We start from the raw sequence: 17,403 nt of genomic DNA on the forward strand, positions 1-17,403 counted from the left end.
AAGCGGTCCCGGGGCGCGAGATTGAGGCTGTGCCCCAGCCCCGCGCCCCGGACCTGAGTGACCTTGGGTCAGATCGCGAGGTATTCCGCGCGCAGTTCCGCGTTGTCCAGCACCTCGGCGGCGGTGCCGTCGAAGACCACGCCGCCGGTGTCGAGGATCACCGCCCGGTCGGCCAGTTTCAGCGCCCGCACCGCGTTTTGTTCGACCAGAATCGTGGTGATGCCCTGCGCCTTGATCAGCCCCAGCGTCTTTTCGATCTCATCCACGATCACCGGCGCCAGCCCTTCGTAGGGTTCATCGAGCAGCAACACCTTGATGTCACGGGCCAAGGCGCGGGCGATGGCGAGCATCTGCTGCTCCCCGCCCGAGAGGGTCACCCCCTCTTGATGGCGCCGCTCACGCAGGCGGGGGAAGAGATCGTAGAGCCGGTCGAGCGACCAGCCGATGGGCGGGGCGATCTGGGCGAGCTTGAGGTTCTCTTCGACGGTGAGACCGGAAATGATGCGGCGGTCTTCGGGCACCAGCGCCAGCCCCGCGGCAGAGGCTTGGTGGCTGGCCATATTGTGCAGCGGCTGATGGTCAAGCCAGACCTCCCCGCGTTTCAACTCCGGGTCGCTCACCCGCGCGATGGCCCGCAGGGTCGAGGTCTTGCCCGCCCCGTTGCGGCCCAGCAGGGCGAGAATCTCCCCCTCATGGACGTTAAAGCTCACCCCCTGCACGATGTAGCTTTCGCCGTAATAGGCGTGAATGTCCCAGACCGAGAGGAAGGCCGGGGCGGTTTGGGCGTGGTTGGCGTTTTTGTCGAGCGTGCTGGTGGTCATATGCTGTCCTAGATCTGCGGCAATAGGAGGGGGTCAGGCGGCGTCTTGGCTTTCGCCGAGATAGGCTTCGCGCACCTTGGGGTGGCCCTTGATCCGGTCGGGGGTGTCTTCGACCAGCGGCGTGCCTTGGGCCAGCACGGTGATCCGCTCGGCCAGTGAAAAGACGACATGCATGTCGTGTTCGATGATGGCGATGGTGATGTCGCGCTCGTCCTTGATCTGTTTGAGCAGGTCGATGGTGTTGTTGGTATCGGCCCGCGCCATCCCGGCAGTCGGTTCGTCCAAAAGCAGCAGACGGGGGTCTTGGGCGAGGCACATGGCGATTTCCAGCCGCCGCTTGTCGCCCCGTGACATGGAGGCCGCGGGCATGTGGCGTTTGTCGATCATCCGCATGTCGCGGAGCATTTCCTCGGCCTTGTCGATCATGTCGCGTTGGCCCACGACCCGCGACCAGCCGTTCAGTTGAAACGCCCCGTCGCGTTTGGCAAGGCAGGGGATCAGCATATTCTCCATCACCGTGAGATCACCAAAGATCTCGGGGGTTTGGAACACGCGGGAAATGCCCATCTGGTTGATTTCATAGGGTTTGCGCCCCAGCACCGACTGCCCGTCGAACATGACAGAGCCGGTGTCGGGGATGAGCTTGCCCACCAGACAGTTCAGCAGCGTGGATTTGCCCGCCCCATTGGGGCCGATGATCGCGTGGACGGAGTTCTCCGCCACGCTGAGGTTCACATCGCTCAGCGCCTGCAACCCGCCAAAGCGCTTGCCGACATTTTTGACTTCGAGAATGGCCATGATGTCTCTCCTATTCCGCGGCTTCGCTGCGTTGTTGGGCGGCGTCGGCCTCGACCGAGCCTGCGTTCTTGTCCCGGCGGCGGAAGACCCGGCCCAGACGTTGCCCACCCTCGACCAGCCCACCGGGCAGGAAGATCACGACCAGCATGAACAGAAGGCCAAGCGTCAGGTGCCAGCCCTTGCCGACGAAGGGGTGAATGATCGCGACCATCGCGTCTTCGATCCCGTCGGGCATGAAGGCGAACCAGCCGTGCAGCACGTTGTCGTTGATCTTGGCGAAGATGTTCTCGAAATACTTGATGAAGCCCGCGCCCAGCACCGGCCCGATGAGCGTGCCCGCGCCGCCAAGGATCGTCATCAGCACCACTTCCCCCGATGCGGTCCACTGCATCCGTTCGGCGCCCGCCAGCGGGTCCATCGCCGCCAGCAGACCGCCCGCAAGCCCGGCATACATGCCCGAGATGACAAAGGCCGCCAGCGTATAAGGCCGCGTGTTCAACCCGGTGTAATTCATCCGCTGCTGGTTCGATTTCACCGCCCGCAGCATCATGCCAAAGGGCGAGCGGAAGATGCGGATCGCCAGATAGAAGGCGAGGATCAGGAAGACCGCGCAGAAGTAGTAGCCGACCGAGAAGGTGAAGGTCCAACCGCCGAAAAAGAGTGTCGTCGAGGAGTTCATCGCCGCCCCGAAGAGATTAGGGAAGCTGGGCGCATCTACGGATTGGAGGTATTGCGGATCGGAAGTATAGATCTGCAGCCCCGTCTCACCATTGGTGATCGGCGTCAGCACCGAATAGGCGAGGTTGAAGGACATCTGCGCGAAGGCCAGTGTCAGGATCGAAAAGTAGATGCCCGAGCGCCGCAGGCTGATGTAGCCGATGAGTGCCGAGAACAGCCCGGCCATGATGACGGCGAGTACCAGCGCGGGCACGACGTTGTAGCTGAGCAGTTTGAACATCCAGACGGCAGAGTAGGAACCGACCCCCAGAAAGGCCGCATGGCCAAAGGAGAGATAGCCGGTAAGCCCGAAGAGGATGTTGAACCCGATGGCGAAGATGCCAAAGATCACAAAGCGTTGCATCAGGTCGGGGTAGCCGGCGTTGAACTGTGCAAGGCCCGAATCCGCCGGAAAGGGGTTGAGGATGAAGGGGGCGAAGAGCGTGAGAACGATCACGACCCCCAAGAGAAGCGTATCGCGTTTTTCCAGTCCGAACATGTCCTATTCCTCCATCACGCCGCGGCGACCCATCAGACCGCGCGGGCGGACCAGCAGGATCACGATGGCAACGATGTAGATGATGATCTGGTCGATACCGTAGATGATGTTTTTGATTTCATTCATGGATGCGAGGCTTTCCAGGATGCCCAAAAGGAACCCCGCCAGCACTGCGCCGGGCAGCGAGCCCATGCCGCCGACCACGACGACGACGAAGCTCAGCACCAGAAAGTCCATGCCCATGTGATAATTGGGCGAGTTGATCGGCGCATACATCACGCCCGCAAGCCCCGCCACGGCGGCAGCAATGCCGAACATGATGGTAAAGCGGCGGTCGATGTCGATGCCCAGAAGGCCCACGGTCTCACGGTCCGCCATGCCGGCGCGGACGACCATGCCGAAGGTGGTGAATTGCAAGAAAGCAAAAACCGCAGCGATGATGAGGGTGGAAAAGCCAAAGTAGACCAAGCGCCAATAGGGGTAGGCCAAAGACGTGTCCAACCCCAAAAGCGGGGCAAAATCGAAGCTGCCCACGAAAGCCTGCGGCGCAGGGGTGGGGATCGGGTTGGCACCGTAGAAATATTTGACGACTTCCTGCAAGACGATGGCAAGGCCGAAGGTCACGAGGATCTGATCCGCATGGGGCCGCTTATAGAAGTGCTTGATCAGTCCGCGTTCCATGATGAAGCCAATCAGCAGCATCACAGGGATCGCAAAGAGGATCGCCAGCGGCACCGACCAGTCAATGATCGCCTGTCCCGTTTCCGGCCCGAACCACTGTTCGACATAGGGGGTTTTGACCTTCAGCGGATTGCCGAGGAAATCCTTCTTGGTCTCGTCGATGGTCTCGACGCTCAGCGTCAGAATGCGTTGCAGCGTGACCGCACAGAAGGCCCCGATCATGAAAAGCGCCCCATGGGCGAAATTGACCACGCCAAGGGTGCCGAAGATCAGCGTCAGCCCAAGCGCGATCAGCGCATAGGCCGAGCCTTTGTCGAGGCCGTTGAGTATTTGCAGAAGGATTGCGTCCATGGTCCCCACCTGTAAGGGAAGCGTTTACAAGCGGCCTTGCCGCTTGCAGCGATAAAAAGGGCGCGCAGGATCAGGCCCGCGCGCCATCTGATGTCAGCGGATCACGCGCCGGGGTTGCATTTGCCCAGATCACCGCCCGCGAACATCGGGTGATCGGGGGCATATTCGACCTGTGCACGGGGCGTCTGTTCGACGATCTCCAGCGTGTCGTATTCATTGGTCGGGTTCTCCGCCCCCTTCATCACGAGCACGTCCTTGAAACACTGGTGATCGTCCGCACGGTAGAGCGTCGGCCCGTTGCCCAGACCGTCGAACTCATAGCCCTCAAGCGCCTCGACCACGGCGCAGGGGTTGAACGAGCCTGCGCGTTCCACCGCATCGGCATAGAGCAGCGTTTGCACGTAGCAGGTATGCGCCGAGTTCGAGGGCGGGCGGCCATATTTCTCACCAAAGGATTTGGTGAAGGCCTTCGACCCTTCATCCTGCAGCTGCCAGTTCCAGTTCATCGAGCCGATCACGCCCTGCACGTTGGCCCCGGCACCGGCGGCCATCAGTTCGGAGTAGAGCGGCACGACGATCTCGAACTTCTTGCCGTTGACCTCTTTGTCGAGCAGGCCGAACTGCACCGCGTTGGTGAGCGAGTTCACCATGTTGCCGCCGTAGTGGTTCAGCACCAGCACATCGGCGCCCGAGTTCAGAACCGGCGCGATATAGGAGGAGAAATCGGTCGAGGCGAGCGGCGTCAGCACGTTCTCCACGGTCTCCCAGCCCATCGCCTCGGTCGCGGCGGCGATGGATTCCTGCTGGGTCCAGCCCCAGTTGTAATCCGCGGTCAGGTGATAGGCGCGACGCTCAGAGCCATAGGCGTTTTTCAGCACCGGGGCGAGGGCGGCAGCGGACATATAGGCGTTGAAGAAATGCCGGAAGCCATTGGCCTTGCGGTCCTTGCCGGTGGTGTCATTGGCGTGGGTGAGACCCGCCATGAAGATCACGCCCGCCGATTGGCAAAGGTCTTGCACCGCCACGGCCACGCCCGAGGACGAGCCGCCGTTGATCATCACCGCGCCGTCTTTTTCGATCATCGACTTGGCGCTGGCGCGGGCGGCGTCGGATTTGGTCTGGGTGTCGCCGGTGACATATTCGACCTTCTTGCCCAGAATGCCGTTCCCTTTCAGCGCCTTGGAGCTGAAGGTGTTCATCATGCCGCCGTCGCCGCCGCCATTGAGGTGTTCGACCGCAAGCTCCTGCGCGCGCAGCTCATCCAGACCTTCTTCGGCATAGGGGCCGGTCTGGGGCACGTTGAAGCCAAGCGTCACGGTGCTGCCCGTGGGGGCGTTGGTAAAGCCCGCGTGATTTTCCGCGCGCAGATAGGTCGGCAGCGCCAACCCTGCACCGGCAACCGCGCCGGTCTGGATAAGTCCGCGGCGTGTCAGTTTCGTAAACGACATGAAGTCCTCCCTTTTTTGTAAGTCGCGGCAGCGGAACCTCCCCCCGATGCCACAACACGCAATAGTGCAAAGAAACTATGGCGCGGAAAATGAAAACCGATCAATAAGGCGCTTGATCGAAACGATTTTTTTGTAAATATATTCGCAATACTGCCGGAGGGATTGTAAAGAATATGATATTGCGGCGCAGAAAGACCTTGAAACAACGGGCGAAACATCCGGCGGGGCTTTCCCATGCGTGAGGGTCTGACCGGCAGCCGCATTCGTGAGCGGCGCGTGATGGCGGGGCTGAAACAGGCCGAGCTTGCGCAGCAAAGCGGCATCTCGGCCAGCTATCTTAACCTCATCGAACACAATCGGCGCAGAATCGGCGGCAAGCTCTTGCTCAATATCGCCCATGCGCTTGGGGTCGAGCCGCAGGCGCTGACCGAAGGGGCGGAAGCCGCGCTGATCGCCACACTGCGCGAGGCGGCAGAGGACGCGGGGCTGACCGGGCCCGAGGGCGACCGGGCGGATGAATTCGCGGGGCGGTTTCCGGGCTGGGCCAAGGTGCTGGCCAACAGCCAGCGGCGCATCGCGGCGCTGGAGCAGACGGTCGAGGCGCTCTCGGACCGTTTGGCCCATGACCCGCAGCTTGCCACCTCCATGCACGAACTATTGAGTACCGCCGCGGCGATCCGTTCTACCGCCGCTATTCTGGCCGAGACGGACAGTTTGCAGGCCGAGTGGCGTGACAGGTTTCACGCCAATATCCACCAAGACAGCCGCCGCTTGTCCGACAGCGCGCAGGCGCTGGTGACCTATTTCGACAATGCCGCCGAGACCCGAGAGGTCGCCCATTCGCCACAGGCCGAGGTTGAGAGTTTCCTCGCCGCGCATGACTACCGTTTCGACCCTTTGGAAGAGGCGCGCGCCCCGCAGGCGGCGATTGCGGCGCTGGTCGAACAGGCCGAAACGCTTAAAACCAAAGCCGCGCAGCATATCGCGACGGGGGTGTTGCAACAGATCGCCCGCGACGCGGCGGCGCTGCCTTTGGCAAGGCTGGAGCGGGCGACGGCGGAGGCGGGGCATGACCCTGCCGAACTGGCGCGGGCACTCGATCAACCGATGGGCCGGGTGCTGCGGCGCTTGGCCTCACTGCCCGACCTCGGCGCGGGACTGGTGGTTTGTGACCGCTCTGGCAGCGTCACATTCGCCAAGTCGGTCGAAGGTTTCACCGTGCCGCGCTTTGGCGCCTGCTGCCCGCTTTGGCCGCTCTTTGCGGTGCAGGGGCAGCCGGCGCTGGTGATGAAATCCCGCGTCATGCAGATGGGGCGCGGGCAGGCGCAGTTCGAGGCGATTGCCACCTGTGAGGTGCAGGCCGCCGCCGCCTATAACACGCCGCCGCTCAGCCAGTCGGTCATGCTGCTCTTGCCGGTGCCCTCGGGGGCGGCGCCTGCGCAGCCGGTGGGGGCGACCTGTCGCATTTGCCCGGTCGAAGGATGCCGCGCGCGGCGCGAGCCTTCGATCCTGCGCGAGGGGATCTAAGGCCGCGCGGAAGGCAGTTTTTGACAGGGCTGGCAAACCGATGCATGCTCCCCCCGGTGCGCGAGACCCCGCAGCAAGACGGGGCGGCCGCACACCGAGGGGGAGACTTTTTGCCGATGAGCAAACTCGTAGTTCTGGTGGAGGACGAGGTGAATATCGCCGAGGCCATCCGCTTTTTGCTAAGCCAAGAGGGTTGGCGTGTGGAGACCTTGGCCAATGGGTCGGGGGCGGTGGAGGTGATCCGCAAGGCATCGCCGGATCTGGTGATGCTCGACGTGATGCTGCCAGGCAAAAGCGGTTTCGAGATATTGGACGAGCTGCGCGGTGACCCCGAAACCGGCGCGTTGCCGGTGCTGATGCTGACCGCGCGGGGCCAGAGCCGGGACCGTGCCATGGCAGAAAAGGCGGGTGTCAGCCGCTTCATGACCAAGCCGTTTTCGAATGCCGAAATGCTCGACGCGGTGCGCGACCTGATCGCCAGTTGACCCGCCATGCCCCGTAGGCCGATCTTTTTGGAAAAACGCGGCTACCGTCAGCGGCGGATGATGGATGCGGTGCGCCTGCTGCCGCTTCTGGGGCTGATGCTGTGGATGGTGCCGCTGCTCTGGCCCGTGCCAGCGGCCGGCCCGGACCCCACGGCACCGACAATCCCGATGAGCGTGGCGCTGCGCTATCTCTTTGGGGTTTGGGCGCTGCTGATCTTGGGGACATGGGCGCTTTGGCGGCGGACGCGGGATGTGGTCTCGGGTGAGGATGCAGCGCAGCCGGACGGGCCGCGCTGATGGTGTCGCTCAACCAGTTGGTGGCGGTTTGCCTGATGTATGTGGCGGGGCTGTTCATCGTGGCCTTCGCCGCCGAACGCGCGGCCCTGCGCGGGCAGGGCGGCTGGCTGCTGCGCTCGCCGCTGGTCTATACCCTGTCGCTGTCGATCTACTGCACCGCGTGGACCTTTTACGGCGCGGTGGGATATGCGGCGCGCTCGGGGCTGGAATATGTGACCATCTACCTCGGCCCTTCGCTGGTGATGATCGGCTGGTGGTGGGGGCTGCGGCGTTTGGTGCGGATCGGGCGAAGCCATCGCGTCACCTCGATTGCGGACCTGATTTCATCGCGCTACGGCAAGTCCAACACGCTGGCGATCGTCGTGACGGTCATGGCCGTGATCGGTGTGACGCCCTATATCGCGCTGCAATTGCAATCGGTTATCCTGTCGCTGTCGATCTTCGCGGCCGCCGACGTGCTGCTGGCCGAGGCGGGGGGCGATGTGATCAACCGGGGGCAGGCGGCGCTTTGGGTCGCAGCGGGGCTGACGCTCTTTACCGTGCTCTTCGGCACTCGGAATTTGACCGTAAACGAACGGCATCACGGCGTGGTCATCGCCATCGCGGTGGAGGCCGTGGTCAAGCTCTTGGCGCTGGTGGCGGTGGGGGTCTACGTCATCTGGGGGCTGGCCGGCGGCTTGGGCGAGACTTTGGCCCGGATAGACGCCTCCGCCATCGGCCAATGGGAGGTGCAGGGCAGCCGTTGGGCCGCGTTGACCGTGCTTTCGGGGGCCGCGCTTTTGTGTCTGCCGCGCATGTTCCAAGTCATGGTTGTCGAGAACGACGACGAGCGGCAGTTGCAAATCGCAAGCTGGGCCTTCCCCCTTTACCTCATGCTGATGAGCCTTTTCGTCGTGCCCATCGCGGTGGTGGGGCTGGACCTGATGCCCGAAGGCGCGAACCCCGATCTTTTCGTGCTGAGCCTGCCGCTCTCCCAAGGGCAAAACGGACTGGCGATGCTGTCTTTCTTGGGCGGTTTCTCTTCGGCGACCTCGATGGTGATCGTCGCCACGCTGGCGCTTTCGACCATGGTCAGCAACCATATCGTCATGCCGATCTGGCTGGCGCTGCGCCGCGATGGGGCGACGCAGTCGGGGGATGTGCGCAATATTGTCATACTTGCGCGGCGGCTGTCGATCTTCTGCGTGGTGGGCTTGGGTTATCTCTACTATCGCGCCTCGGGCGGCAGCGGGGCGCTGGCAGCGATCGGCACGATCTCTTTCGGTGGGGTGGCGCAGTTTCTGCCCGCGATGCTGGGCGGGGTGCTCTGGCGCGGGGCCACGCGGACCGGCGCCCTTTGCGGGTTGGGCACGGGCTTTGTGCTTTGGGTTTTTACCATGTTGCTGCCGAGCTTTGGCCCGGATGTGGCCCTGTCGACCGCGACTTTGGAGCAGGGGCTTTGGGGCCTCGCTTGGCTGCGGCCCGAAGCGCTTTTCGGACTGCCGGGGATTGATCCGACGGTGCATGCGGTGGTCTGGAGCCTCGCGCTCAACACGCTGGTTTTCGTCGTCGTCTCCCTCTTTAGCTTCCCCACACCGTTGGAGCGGCTTCAGGGCGCGCAATTCGTCAATGTGTTTGACCATTCCGGACCGGCGCGGGGGTGGACGGCCTCGGTCGCGGGCAGCGAAGACCTGATGATCATGGCGCAGCGTATCTTGGGCGCGACGGAGGCGCAGGCGTTTTTCACCCGCGAGGCCGAGCGGCAGGGGCAGGGGCGGCGTCTGCCGGAGCCCACGCCGCGATTCGTGCAGGCGCTGGAGCGGGAGTTGGCGGCCTCTGTCGGGGCGGCCACGGCCCATGCAATGGTGGCGCAGATCGTCGGCGGAGCCTCTGTCTCGGTCCAAGACCTTTTGGCCGTGGCCGACGAATCCGCGCAGATGCTGGAGTATTCCAGCCAGTTGGAGGCCAAGTCCCGCGAGTTGACCGAGACGGCGGCGCAGCTGCGCGCGGCGAATGAGAAGCTGACGCAGCTGTCGCTGCAAAAAGACAGTTTCCTCAGCCAGATCAGCCATGAATTGCGCACGCCGATGACCTCGATCCGCTCGTTTTCCGAGATCCTGCGCGATGCGCCCGGTCTCACGGACGCCGACAAGAACCGCTATGCCACGATTATCCATAGCGAGACGATCCGCCTGACGCGGCTGTTGGATGACCTGTTGGATCTCTCGGTGCTGGAGAACGGGCAGGTGACGCTGAACCAGCGCGAGGGCAACCTGCGTGACCTGCTGGATCTGGCGGTGACCACGGCGCAGGCGGGGGCCACGCGGCCGCTCAAAGTGCTGCGTGATCCGCAGGCCGAGGATATCGTGCTGACCAGCGATCTCGACCGGCTGGTGCAGGTCTTTATCAACCTCGTCACCAACGCCCGTAAATACTGCGCCGCCGATCACCCACAATTGGTGATCACCCCGCGGGTGACGGCGCAGGGGCTGGTGATTGATTTTGTCGACAACGGCCATGGGATCGACGCAGGGTCAGAGGCGCTGATTTTCGAGAAGTTCTCGCGCATCACGGGGGAGGGCGATGGCGCGGGGCTTGGCCTTGCCATCTGTCGTGAAATCATGTGCCGCTTGGGCGGAGAGATCAGCTTTTTGCGGGATGTGCCCGGCACGGCCTTCCGGGTGCAACTGCCCGCCCGTGCCTTGACCGCAGCGGCGTAAAATACCGGCCCCCGATGGGACCGGCAGAGACCTCAGGTATAGCTTTGCCCCAGCATGGGGCGCATGTTTTCAAGGTCATACCCGCCCTGACGCGCCGCTTCGATGATCGCGTCGCTGTCCATCGCACCAGCTTGGCCCAAGGCCCAAGCGATGGTGGAGCGGGTGCCCGAGGCGCAATAGGCCAGCACGGTGTCATCGGTCTCCACGCCAAGGGCGCGGTTCTGGGCGATGACATCGGGGGTCATGGTCTGATGGGTCAGCGGCTGTTCGGCAAAGGCAATCCCTGCGGCCTCGGCCGCGTCGCGCATGGCGGCGGCCTGATGGCTGGGCGGCACTTCCGCGTCGGGGCGGTTGCACAGGATGCGGGTGATGCCTTGGGCGCGCAGGCTTTCCATGTCACCGGGCTCGATCTGCGGGGCGACGAAATAGCGGGGGGTGATTTGGCGAATATCCATGGGCCGATTTAAGCAGATGCAGCGGCCCTGTCCAGCACCGCCGAAGCGGGCCGTTCAAACCTGCCGATTAGCCCAGCGAAATCCCGAGGATCACCAGCATCAAGCCGATGACAGAGAGAAACAGCGCGCCCATGTTCAGCGGCACGACCTTGCGCAGCACCACGCGCATCTCCTCATCGTCGAGCTGCGCGCGTTTTGCACGGCTCACCTTGATGATGCACCAGCCCAGACCGAGCAATCCCAAGAGGGACAGACCCGCGCCGCCCCAGACCATGAGATCGAAAATAGATGTGTTTGCGCTTTCCATGGGGCCAGAGCTACGCCAAACCGCCAAGGGGGGCAAGTCCCGCTTGCGGGCTGGGCGTGCAGCCTGTAGTCAAACCCGCCAGAGCCAGCCATTCCGTGAGGACTTCCCATGAGCGATACCAGCACCAATCCCGATGTCGTCGAATCCCAGGGCGATGCGACCTACCGGGTCACCGCCAATGAGCTGCGCCAGTTCGTCGAGCGGATCGAGCGTTTGGACGCCGAGAAGAAAGACCTTGCCGAACAGCAAAAAGAGGTGATGGCCGAAGCGAAATCGCGCGGCTACGACACCAAGGTGCTGCGCAAGGTGATCGCCCTGCGCAAGCGCGACAAGGACGACATTGCCGAAGAAGAAGCGGTGATGGAGATGTACAAGGAAGCCTTGGGCATGTGAGCGCCCTACCGCAGCGGACCTGAATTTTCCGCGCGGCCTTGAACGCCTGCGGCCCAACCCCATTTGCATCGGGCGTCTGCGCGGTCTCCGCGGCGCCCGATGGTCTGAGGCCAGTGAGATTTTTCCCGTGAACATTCTATTTGTCCTTGGTGGTCTGCTGGGGCTCGTGCTCGGTGGTGAGTATCTGGTGCGCGGCGCGGTGGCGCTGGCGCAGAGGGTTGGCTTGTCGCCCTTGGTGATCGGGCTGACGGTCGTGGGCTTTGGCACCTCGGCGCCTGAATTGGTGACCTCGGTTCAGGCGGCTTTGCTGGGTGCGCCGGACATCGCGCTTGGCAATGTCGTGGGATCGAACATCGCGAATATCCTGCTGATTCTCGGCCTTGCGGCGGTGATCGCCCCGGTGGCCATCTCTGGGCGTAGTTTCGCGCGGGACGGGACGGTCATGCTGGCGGCGAGCCTGCTGTGCCTCGGCGCCGTGCTGCTGGGGCAGGTGGATCGGCTTGCGGGGCGTGTCGCCCTCATGGGGCTGGCGGCCTATCTGATTTACACCTTTCGCAGCGACCGAAGCGCGGCGGAGGCGATGGAGCCGCTGCCGGATCAAGCGCCGTTTTGGCGGGCGCTCGTCTGGCTGCTTGGGGGGCTTTTGCTGACCATTCTTTCGGCGCGCTTTCTCGTTACCGGGGCCGTGGCGCTTGCGCAGGCCGTGGGGCTGTCGGAGGCGGTGATCGGGTTGACCATCGTGGCCGTGGGCACCTCCATGCCGGAATTGGTCACGTCCATCATCGCCGCACGGCGCGGGCAGAGCGATGTGGCATTGGGCAATGTCGTCGGCTCCAACATTTTCAACATCCTCGGCGTGCTGGGCATCACCGCGCTGATCCAGCCAGTGGGGGTGGCCGCGCAGATCGCCACGCTCGACATCTGGGTGATGCTGGGCGCCACCGTGGCCCTGATCGCCTGCGCCTTTGGCCGGCGGCTCTCACGCGGGCAGGGAGCGCTCTTTGCGCTGGCCTATGTGGCCTATGTCGCCGTGCTTTTGGTCTAGCCCGGCTATGGGTTGTCCGGCGGGGCTGGGGGCGAATTCTGCGGATGTGGCGCGAAGGGCCGCGGACCCCCTTGCGCAGGCGGTTCAACACCCATAGAAGGACACAAATTTTCGCCCGCGCCCCCGCCGCGCGGCCTTACCCTATGGAGCACACATGCAGGTCAACGAGACGCTGAACGAAGGTCTGAAACGCGGTTACAACATCACCGTCACCGCCGATGAGCTTGACGCCAAGGTCAACGAGAAGCTGGCCGAGGCGCAGCCCGAAGTCGAGATGAAGGGCTTCCGCAAGGGCAAGGTGCCGATGGCGCTGCTGAAAAAGCAGTTTGGCCAGCGGATCATGGGTGAAGCGATGCAGGAAAGCATCGACGGCGCCATGAACGAGCATTTCGAGAAGACCGGCGACCGCCCCGCGATGCAGCCCGAGGTCAAGATGACCAATGAGGACTGGAAAGAGGGTGACGACGTCGAAGTCTCCATGTCCTACGAAAAACTGCCTGAGATTCCCGAAGTTGATCTGAGCAAGATCGAACTGGAAAAGATGGTGGTCAAAGCTGACGATGCGGCTGTCGAAGAAGCGCTGGCAAGCCTTGCCGAAACCGCGCAGGACTTCAAAGCCCGCAAAGAGGGTGCCAAGGCGGAAGATGGCGATCAGGTTGTGATCGACTTCAAAGGCTCCGTCGACGGCGAAGAATTCGAAGGCGGTGCGGCGGAAGATTACCCGCTGGTGCTGGGCTCAAACTCCTTCATCCCCGGTTTCGAAGAGCAGCTGGTTGGCGTGAAGGCGGGCGAAGAGAAATCTGTCGTCGTCAACTTCCCCGAAGAGTATCAGGCCGCGCATCTGGCCGGTAAGGAAGCGACCTTCGCTTGCACCGTGAAAGAAGTGAAAGAGCCCGTCGCCGCTGAAGTGAACGACGAGATGGCCAAGAAATTTGGTGCCGAGGATCTCGAAGCGCTGAAAGGTCAGATCGCTGAGCGTCTGGAAGCGGAATATGCCGGTGCATCGCGTGCCGTGATGAAGCGTAACCTGCTGGACGCGCTCGACAAAGAGGTCAGCTTCGACCTGCCGCCGTCGCTGGTTGACGCCGAGGCCAAGCAGATCGCGCATCAGCTGTGGCACGAGGAAAACCCCGACGTTCAGGGCCATGACCACCCCGAGATCGAACCCACAGACGAGCACAAGACATTGGCCGAGCGCCGCGTCCGTCTGGGCCTGCTGCTGGCCGAGCTGGGCCAGAAAGCCGACGTTCAGGTGACCGACGCCGAGATGACCCAAGCGATCATGAACCAGGCGCGTCAGTACCCGGGTCAGGAGCGCCAGTTCTTTGAATTCGTGCAGCAGAACCAGCAGATGCAGCAGCAGATGCGCGCGCCGATCTTCGAGGACAAGGTTGTCGATCACGTGGTCGAACAGGCCAAAGTGACCGAGAAAGAAATCTCGAAAGAAGAGCTTCAGAAAGCTGTTGAAGAGCTGGAAGACGAGTAAGTCTTACCAGATCGGAATTTGGGGCAGGGGCGACGGGCAACCGTCGCCCCTGTTTCCTTTGGACCGCACGATAAGCGTGACCTTTGCCTGCCACGCTGGATGGGCTTGAAGGATTACCGAACCTACTGCCGACGGCCCGCCCGGGGGGCACCCCGGGTCCCCCCGGAGGGCGATTTTGCGAGGTCTCGGTTGAGCGCGGCGTTGGTGGAGGCGGCGCCTATCCGTCGAACTCAAACGCGGCAACGCCCCCCGAGGGAGGGCGCTGCCCTTTGTGGCAGTGTCAGACGCTGATACGTATCGGGGATGTCACAAAGTAATCCGGAACTGCGCGAAACCGTCTTCCGTGTCGCCTACCTGTTCCATCTCTACGCCGGTCACCTCATCGACGTAGTCCGCCGCCTTCGGCCCTGTTTCGAACAATACGCTCGTCCCCTCCAACGGCGCGAAACGCCAGTTGCCATCTGCGCGGGGGCTGATGGTGCCTTTCTCGACGATATAGCGCACGATGACATCGCGGTTGGTGTCTGGCCCCTCGAACACGATGGTATCGCCCATCGCACCGGGGAAGGCACCGCCGCCGCTGGCGCGGTAGTTGTTGGTGGCGATGATGAATTCGGCTTTAGGATCAAGGGGTTTGCCTTCGAACTCAAGGTTCACGATCCGGCTCGCCTCAGGGTTTGCCACGGTGCCCTTGGGGCCGAATTTGGAAGGCTGGCTAAGGTCGATCTGATAGCTCACCCCGTCGATCACGTCGAAATTATAGCTCGGGAACTCCGGGTTCAGCAGTGGTTGGTTGGCCTTGCCCGGGGTGATCTGGTTGAACATGCCAGCAGAGCGTTCGAGCCAATCCTTCACCTGCGCCCCGGTCACGCGCACCGCGCGGGCGGTGTTGGGGTAGAGGTAGAGGTCGGCAACATTCTTGATCGCCACATCGCCTTTGGGCACATCGGTATAATACTCCGACCCGCCACGGCCACCGGCCTTGAAGGGGGCGGCGGCAGAGAGGATCGGCAGCCCCTCATGCGCGGTGCCCTTCAGCATCTGTTCGATATACCAGCGCTGCGCGTTTGAGACGACCTGCACCGAAGGATCATCCGCCACCAGCGCGAAATAGCTGTGCAGATTGGCATCTGTCTTGCCCACGGCGCGGCGGACATAGGCCAGCGTCTCGTCATGGTCCTGCTGGACGGAGGCGAGCACCTCGGCATCGCTTTCCACCAGCGGCATCACTGAGCGGTCTTCGTTGCGCTGCGAAATGGCCCGGGCCTCGGCGCTGTGGCTGGCGATGCGCCAGCCGCTGCCGTCACGCTCAAGCATCAGGTCGATCAGGCCGAGGTGGCTGCCCCAGAATCCGCCCATGGTGGCGGGCTTGCCGTGGATCGTGCCCTCGCTAACGTCCACGCCCGGATAGTCCGCATAGCTGCCCGAGGGGAAGACGAGGTGGCTGTGCCCGGTCATGATGGCGTCGATCCCTTCCACAGCGGCGAGGGGGACAGAGGCGTTTTCCATCATATCCTCTTCCTTGGCCGCACCGATGCCCGAGTGGGACAGGGCAATGATGATGTCCGCGCCTGCCTCTTTCATCTGCGGCACCCATGCGCGGGCAGCCTCAAGGATATCGCGGGCCTGCACCTTGCCTTCGAGGTGGCGGCGGTCCCAACTCATGATCTGGGGCGGGACAAAGCCGATGATGCCGATCTTGATGGGATGCGTCTCGCCCGCGCCATCGGTCAGCATACGGTCCAGCAAGACATAGGGTTTGACCAGCGTCTGGTCGTCGCTTGGCTTGGCGCCGATCTTTTTGACGACATTGGCGCTGACCACGGGGAATTCGGCCCCGGCGAGGGATTTCATCAGAAAGTCGAGCCCGTAATTGAACTCGTGATTGCCCAGGGTCGAGGCGTCATAGCCAAGCGTGTTCATCGCTTGGATCACCGGATGCATATCGCCCTCTTTCATGCCGCGCTCATAGGCGATGTAATCGCCCATCGGATTGCCCTGCAAAAAGTCGCCATTGTCGAGCATCAGCGTATTGGTCGCCTCGGCGCGGATCGACTTGACGATGCTCGCGGTGCGGGCAAGGCCCACGGTGTCGACATCCTTGTCGGCGTAATAGTCGTAAGGAAAGACATGCACATGCAGGTCCGTCGTCTCCATCAACCGCAGATGGGCTTGATTGGCCGCGGCGCGCAGAGAGAAGGGGTGCAGGGCCAGCAATCCGGCAGTGCCGGCGAGGAAGTGACGGCGGTTGAGGCGGAGGGTCATGCGGCGTTCCTTCTGTCGTGGTCAACACCTACCTGAGGCGAAGCGAGAGGCCGCGCAAGCCCGAAAATTAATCACCCGTCCCGTAGGCCGGTTTCCACAAGCATGCCGCGGCGCTTGGCCTCGTAATAGTAACCGCGGGCGTACCATTTGATGGCGGTGCCATGGTCACCGTCCGACAGGAGCCACGCGCCGCGCAGGTATTTTAGCGCGTATTTCAGATTGGTATCGGCATCCAAAAGATCGGAAGGCTGGCCCTGAAATCCCATCGACCGCGCGGTGGCGGGCAAGATTTGCAGCAGCCCGTAATAGGGGCCGTTTCGGGCGCGGGGATTGTGTGTGCTTTCGCGGATGGCCAGACGGTGAACCAAGGGGCGCGGCAGCTCATAGAAGTCGGCCCAGTGGTTGATCTTGCGCCGCAGTTCGGGCGTTTCATTCGGGTGCAGCGGCAGGGCAGGGCGCTGCGGCGGCGCGGGAGAGACATCGGGCGCGGCACTGCACGCGGTGATCGTGCTGGCGGCGATGAACGAAAGGAACATGCGGCGTGTGGTCTGAGGCATGATGCACCGGAGGCTTGTTATATCCGGCGCGAAGATCACCCCATGGGAGCCATCGGGCAAGGGTGCAGGCGCAGGATACGCGGCCCCTTGCCCAAGCTTCGAGGCGTCAGGCGCGGCTTTCCGCCACGCTTAAACGTCGGCGACGATTTCGCCTTTCATTTCGCCGGTCATGCGGCTTTGATCTTCGCGCTTTACCGAACGGCGGACCTCGTCGATCTTGAGTTCGGCGGCGTCGCGCGTGGCCCTGTCGGGCCATTCGGTGATCACGGCACTGGTCCGCTCAGAGGTGCGGACCACGGTGATGCGGCTGGCGCCAAAACCCTTGAGGGCGGGCAGGCGCTTTTCTTCGATGGCGCGCAGGGCCAGGTCGTAATCCGCCCCGTCGGTGAGTTCCCAAGTGCTGATGGTGATGTAACGCATGTGTCATCCTCCATGCTGAATGGAGGTATCATAGCATAAATCGCGCTGTTTTTGCAGGGCTTTGCACCAGAGGCGCAGGCCGGGCGGTTCTCGCTCCGTCACAAAAGAAAACGCCGCGCGGAGGACCGCGCGGCGTTTCATGTCAGATCGGA

The 17,403-nt window shown here is 62.9% G+C and carries 17 protein-coding genes; 7 read left to right on the forward strand and 10 right to left on the reverse strand.

All coding sequences use genetic code 11. The features are described from left to right. Positions 1–68: 68 nt before the first annotated feature. The 5 genes from ACGYK7_RS08135 to ACGYK7_RS08155 form a co-directional block, all read right to left on the reverse strand. Positions 69–821 carry an ABC transporter ATP-binding protein gene (locus ACGYK7_RS08135; RefSeq protein WP_067261816.1) on the reverse strand — a complete coding sequence of 251 codons (753 nt, stop codon included), beginning with the start codon at positions 819–821 and terminating at the stop codon, positions 69–71. A gap of 33 nt (positions 822–854) precedes the next feature. Next, positions 855–1,619, reverse strand: a complete 765-nt coding sequence (locus ACGYK7_RS08140; protein WP_067261818.1) for an ABC transporter ATP-binding protein — start codon at positions 1,617–1,619, stop codon at positions 855–857. A 10-nt stretch (positions 1,620–1,629) separates the two neighbouring features. Beyond that, on the reverse strand, positions 1,630–2,835 hold the full coding sequence (locus ACGYK7_RS08145) for a branched-chain amino acid ABC transporter permease (protein ID WP_209218747.1): 1,206 nt from the start codon (positions 2,833–2,835) through the stop codon (positions 1,630–1,632). A gap of 3 nt (positions 2,836–2,838) precedes the next feature. Next, on the reverse strand, positions 2,839–3,867 hold the full coding sequence (locus ACGYK7_RS08150) for a branched-chain amino acid ABC transporter permease (RefSeq protein WP_394400824.1): 1,029 nt from the start codon (positions 3,865–3,867) through the stop codon (positions 2,839–2,841). 101 nt (positions 3,868–3,968) lie between these two features. Beyond that, positions 3,969–5,315: a substrate-binding protein gene (locus ACGYK7_RS08155; protein ID WP_093925940.1), complete on the reverse strand. Its 1,347-nt coding sequence runs from the start codon at positions 5,313–5,315 to the stop codon at positions 3,969–3,971. 234 nt (positions 5,316–5,549) lie between these two features. Here ACGYK7_RS08155 and ACGYK7_RS08160 point away from each other — a divergent pair, with 234 nt between their 5' ends. The 4 genes from ACGYK7_RS08160 to ACGYK7_RS08175 all read left to right on the forward strand — a co-directional run bounded on the left by ACGYK7_RS08160 (position 5,550) and on the right by ACGYK7_RS08175 (position 10,323). Beyond that, positions 5,550–6,842, forward strand: a complete 1,293-nt coding sequence (locus ACGYK7_RS08160; RefSeq protein WP_394400827.1) for a helix-turn-helix domain-containing protein — start codon at positions 5,550–5,552, stop codon at positions 6,840–6,842. Positions 6,843–6,958: 116 nt separating this feature from the next. Then, entirely contained in the window at positions 6,959–7,327 is a 369-nt protein-coding gene (locus ACGYK7_RS08165) for a response regulator transcription factor (protein WP_067261826.1), read from the forward strand. A gap of 6 nt (positions 7,328–7,333) precedes the next feature. Further along, positions 7,334–7,624, forward strand: coding sequence for a hypothetical protein (locus ACGYK7_RS08170; RefSeq protein WP_394400831.1), 291 nt, complete (start codon positions 7,334–7,336; stop codon positions 7,622–7,624). Next, on the forward strand, positions 7,624–10,323 hold the full coding sequence (locus ACGYK7_RS08175; RefSeq protein WP_394400834.1) for an ATP-binding protein: 2,700 nt from the start codon (positions 7,624–7,626) through the stop codon (positions 10,321–10,323). The genes ACGYK7_RS08170 and ACGYK7_RS08175 overlap by 1 nt, the downstream gene beginning before the upstream one ends. A gap of 32 nt (positions 10,324–10,355) precedes the next feature. Here ACGYK7_RS08175 and ACGYK7_RS08180 read toward each other — a convergent pair whose 3' ends face one another. Beyond that, positions 10,356–10,778, reverse strand: a complete 423-nt coding sequence (locus tag ACGYK7_RS08180) for a TIGR01244 family sulfur transferase (RefSeq protein WP_394400837.1) — start codon at positions 10,776–10,778, stop codon at positions 10,356–10,358. Positions 10,779–10,845: 67 nt separating this feature from the next. Beyond that, entirely contained in the window at positions 10,846–11,085 is a 240-nt protein-coding gene (locus ACGYK7_RS08185; RefSeq protein ID WP_168612596.1) for a hypothetical protein, read from the reverse strand. Between the two features lie 108 nt (positions 11,086–11,193). Here ACGYK7_RS08185 and ACGYK7_RS08190 point away from each other — a divergent pair, with 108 nt between their 5' ends. The 3 genes from ACGYK7_RS08190 (at position 11,194) to tig (ending at position 14,009) form a co-directional block, all read left to right on the forward strand. Next, on the forward strand, positions 11,194–11,478 hold the full coding sequence (locus ACGYK7_RS08190; RefSeq protein WP_067261835.1) for a DUF2312 domain-containing protein: 285 nt from the start codon (positions 11,194–11,196) through the stop codon (positions 11,476–11,478). 127 nt (positions 11,479–11,605) lie between these two features. Then, a complete protein-coding gene (locus ACGYK7_RS08195) occupies positions 11,606–12,523 on the forward strand; it encodes a calcium/sodium antiporter (protein WP_394400840.1) in 918 nt (305 codons plus the stop codon). Between the two features lie 154 nt (positions 12,524–12,677). Continuing rightward, the gene (gene tig, locus ACGYK7_RS08200; RefSeq protein WP_394400843.1) at positions 12,678–14,009 is read left to right on the forward strand and encodes a trigger factor; all 1,332 of its coding nucleotides are present in this window, start codon (positions 12,678–12,680) and stop codon (positions 14,007–14,009) included. Positions 14,010–14,315: 306 nt separating this feature from the next. Here the strand turns inward: tig and ACGYK7_RS08205 are convergent, their stop codons facing one another. The 3 genes from ACGYK7_RS08205 to ACGYK7_RS08215 form a co-directional block, all read right to left on the reverse strand. Then, on the reverse strand, positions 14,316–16,274 hold the full coding sequence (locus tag ACGYK7_RS08205; RefSeq protein WP_394400846.1) for a bifunctional 2',3'-cyclic-nucleotide 2'-phosphodiesterase/3'-nucleotidase: 1,959 nt from the start codon (positions 16,272–16,274) through the stop codon (positions 14,316–14,318). A 71-nt stretch (positions 16,275–16,345) separates the two neighbouring features. Continuing rightward, entirely contained in the window at positions 16,346–16,831 is a 486-nt protein-coding gene (locus tag ACGYK7_RS08210) for a transglycosylase SLT domain-containing protein (protein ID WP_394400849.1), read from the reverse strand. A 129-nt stretch (positions 16,832–16,960) separates the two neighbouring features. Next, positions 16,961–17,251, reverse strand: coding sequence for a hypothetical protein (locus ACGYK7_RS08215; RefSeq protein ID WP_394400851.1), 291 nt, complete (start codon positions 17,249–17,251; stop codon positions 16,961–16,963). Positions 17,252–17,403: the final 152 nt, after the last annotated feature.

It is taken from the genome of Sulfitobacter sp. 1A15299, from assembly GCF_043556915.1.
GTDB lineage: Bacteria > Pseudomonadota > Alphaproteobacteria > Rhodobacterales > Rhodobacteraceae > Sulfitobacter.

Bases quoted from the DNA above. Each gene is read 5' to 3' on its own strand.
- ACGYK7_RS08135 (WP_067261816.1), bottom strand. From the start codon at position 821: ATGACCACCAGCACGCTCGACAAAAACGCCAACCACGCCCAAACCGCC.
- ACGYK7_RS08140 (WP_067261818.1), bottom strand. From the start codon at position 1,619: ATGGCCATTCTCGAAGTCAAAAATGTCGGCAAGCGCTTTGGCGGGTTG.
- ACGYK7_RS08145 (WP_209218747.1), bottom strand. From the start codon at position 2,835: ATGTTCGGACTGGAAAAACGCGATACGCTTCTCTTGGGGGTCGTGATC.
- ACGYK7_RS08150 (WP_394400824.1), bottom strand. From the start codon at position 3,867: ATGGACGCAATCCTTCTGCAAATACTCAACGGCCTCGACAAAGGCTCG.
- ACGYK7_RS08155 (WP_093925940.1), bottom strand. From the start codon at position 5,315: ATGTCGTTTACGAAACTGACACGCCGCGGACTTATCCAGACCGGCGCG.
- ACGYK7_RS08160 (WP_394400827.1), top strand. From the start codon at position 5,550: ATGCGTGAGGGTCTGACCGGCAGCCGCATTCGTGAGCGGCGCGTGATG.
- ACGYK7_RS08165 (WP_067261826.1), top strand. From the start codon at position 6,959: ATGAGCAAACTCGTAGTTCTGGTGGAGGACGAGGTGAATATCGCCGAG.
- ACGYK7_RS08170 (WP_394400831.1), top strand. From the start codon at position 7,334: ATGCCCCGTAGGCCGATCTTTTTGGAAAAACGCGGCTACCGTCAGCGG.
- ACGYK7_RS08175 (WP_394400834.1), top strand. From the start codon at position 7,624: ATGGTGTCGCTCAACCAGTTGGTGGCGGTTTGCCTGATGTATGTGGCG.
- ACGYK7_RS08180 (WP_394400837.1), bottom strand. From the start codon at position 10,778: ATGGATATTCGCCAAATCACCCCCCGCTATTTCGTCGCCCCGCAGATC.
- ACGYK7_RS08185 (WP_168612596.1), bottom strand. From the start codon at position 11,085: ATGGAAAGCGCAAACACATCTATTTTCGATCTCATGGTCTGGGGCGGC.
- ACGYK7_RS08190 (WP_067261835.1), top strand. From the start codon at position 11,194: ATGAGCGATACCAGCACCAATCCCGATGTCGTCGAATCCCAGGGCGAT.
- tig (WP_394400843.1), top strand. From the start codon at position 12,678: ATGCAGGTCAACGAGACGCTGAACGAAGGTCTGAAACGCGGTTACAAC.
- ACGYK7_RS08205 (WP_394400846.1), bottom strand. From the start codon at position 16,274: ATGACCCTCCGCCTCAACCGCCGTCACTTCCTCGCCGGCACTGCCGGA.
- ACGYK7_RS08210 (WP_394400849.1), bottom strand. From the start codon at position 16,831: ATGCCTCAGACCACACGCCGCATGTTCCTTTCGTTCATCGCCGCCAGC.
- ACGYK7_RS08215 (WP_394400851.1), bottom strand. From the start codon at position 17,251: ATGCGTTACATCACCATCAGCACTTGGGAACTCACCGACGGGGCGGAT.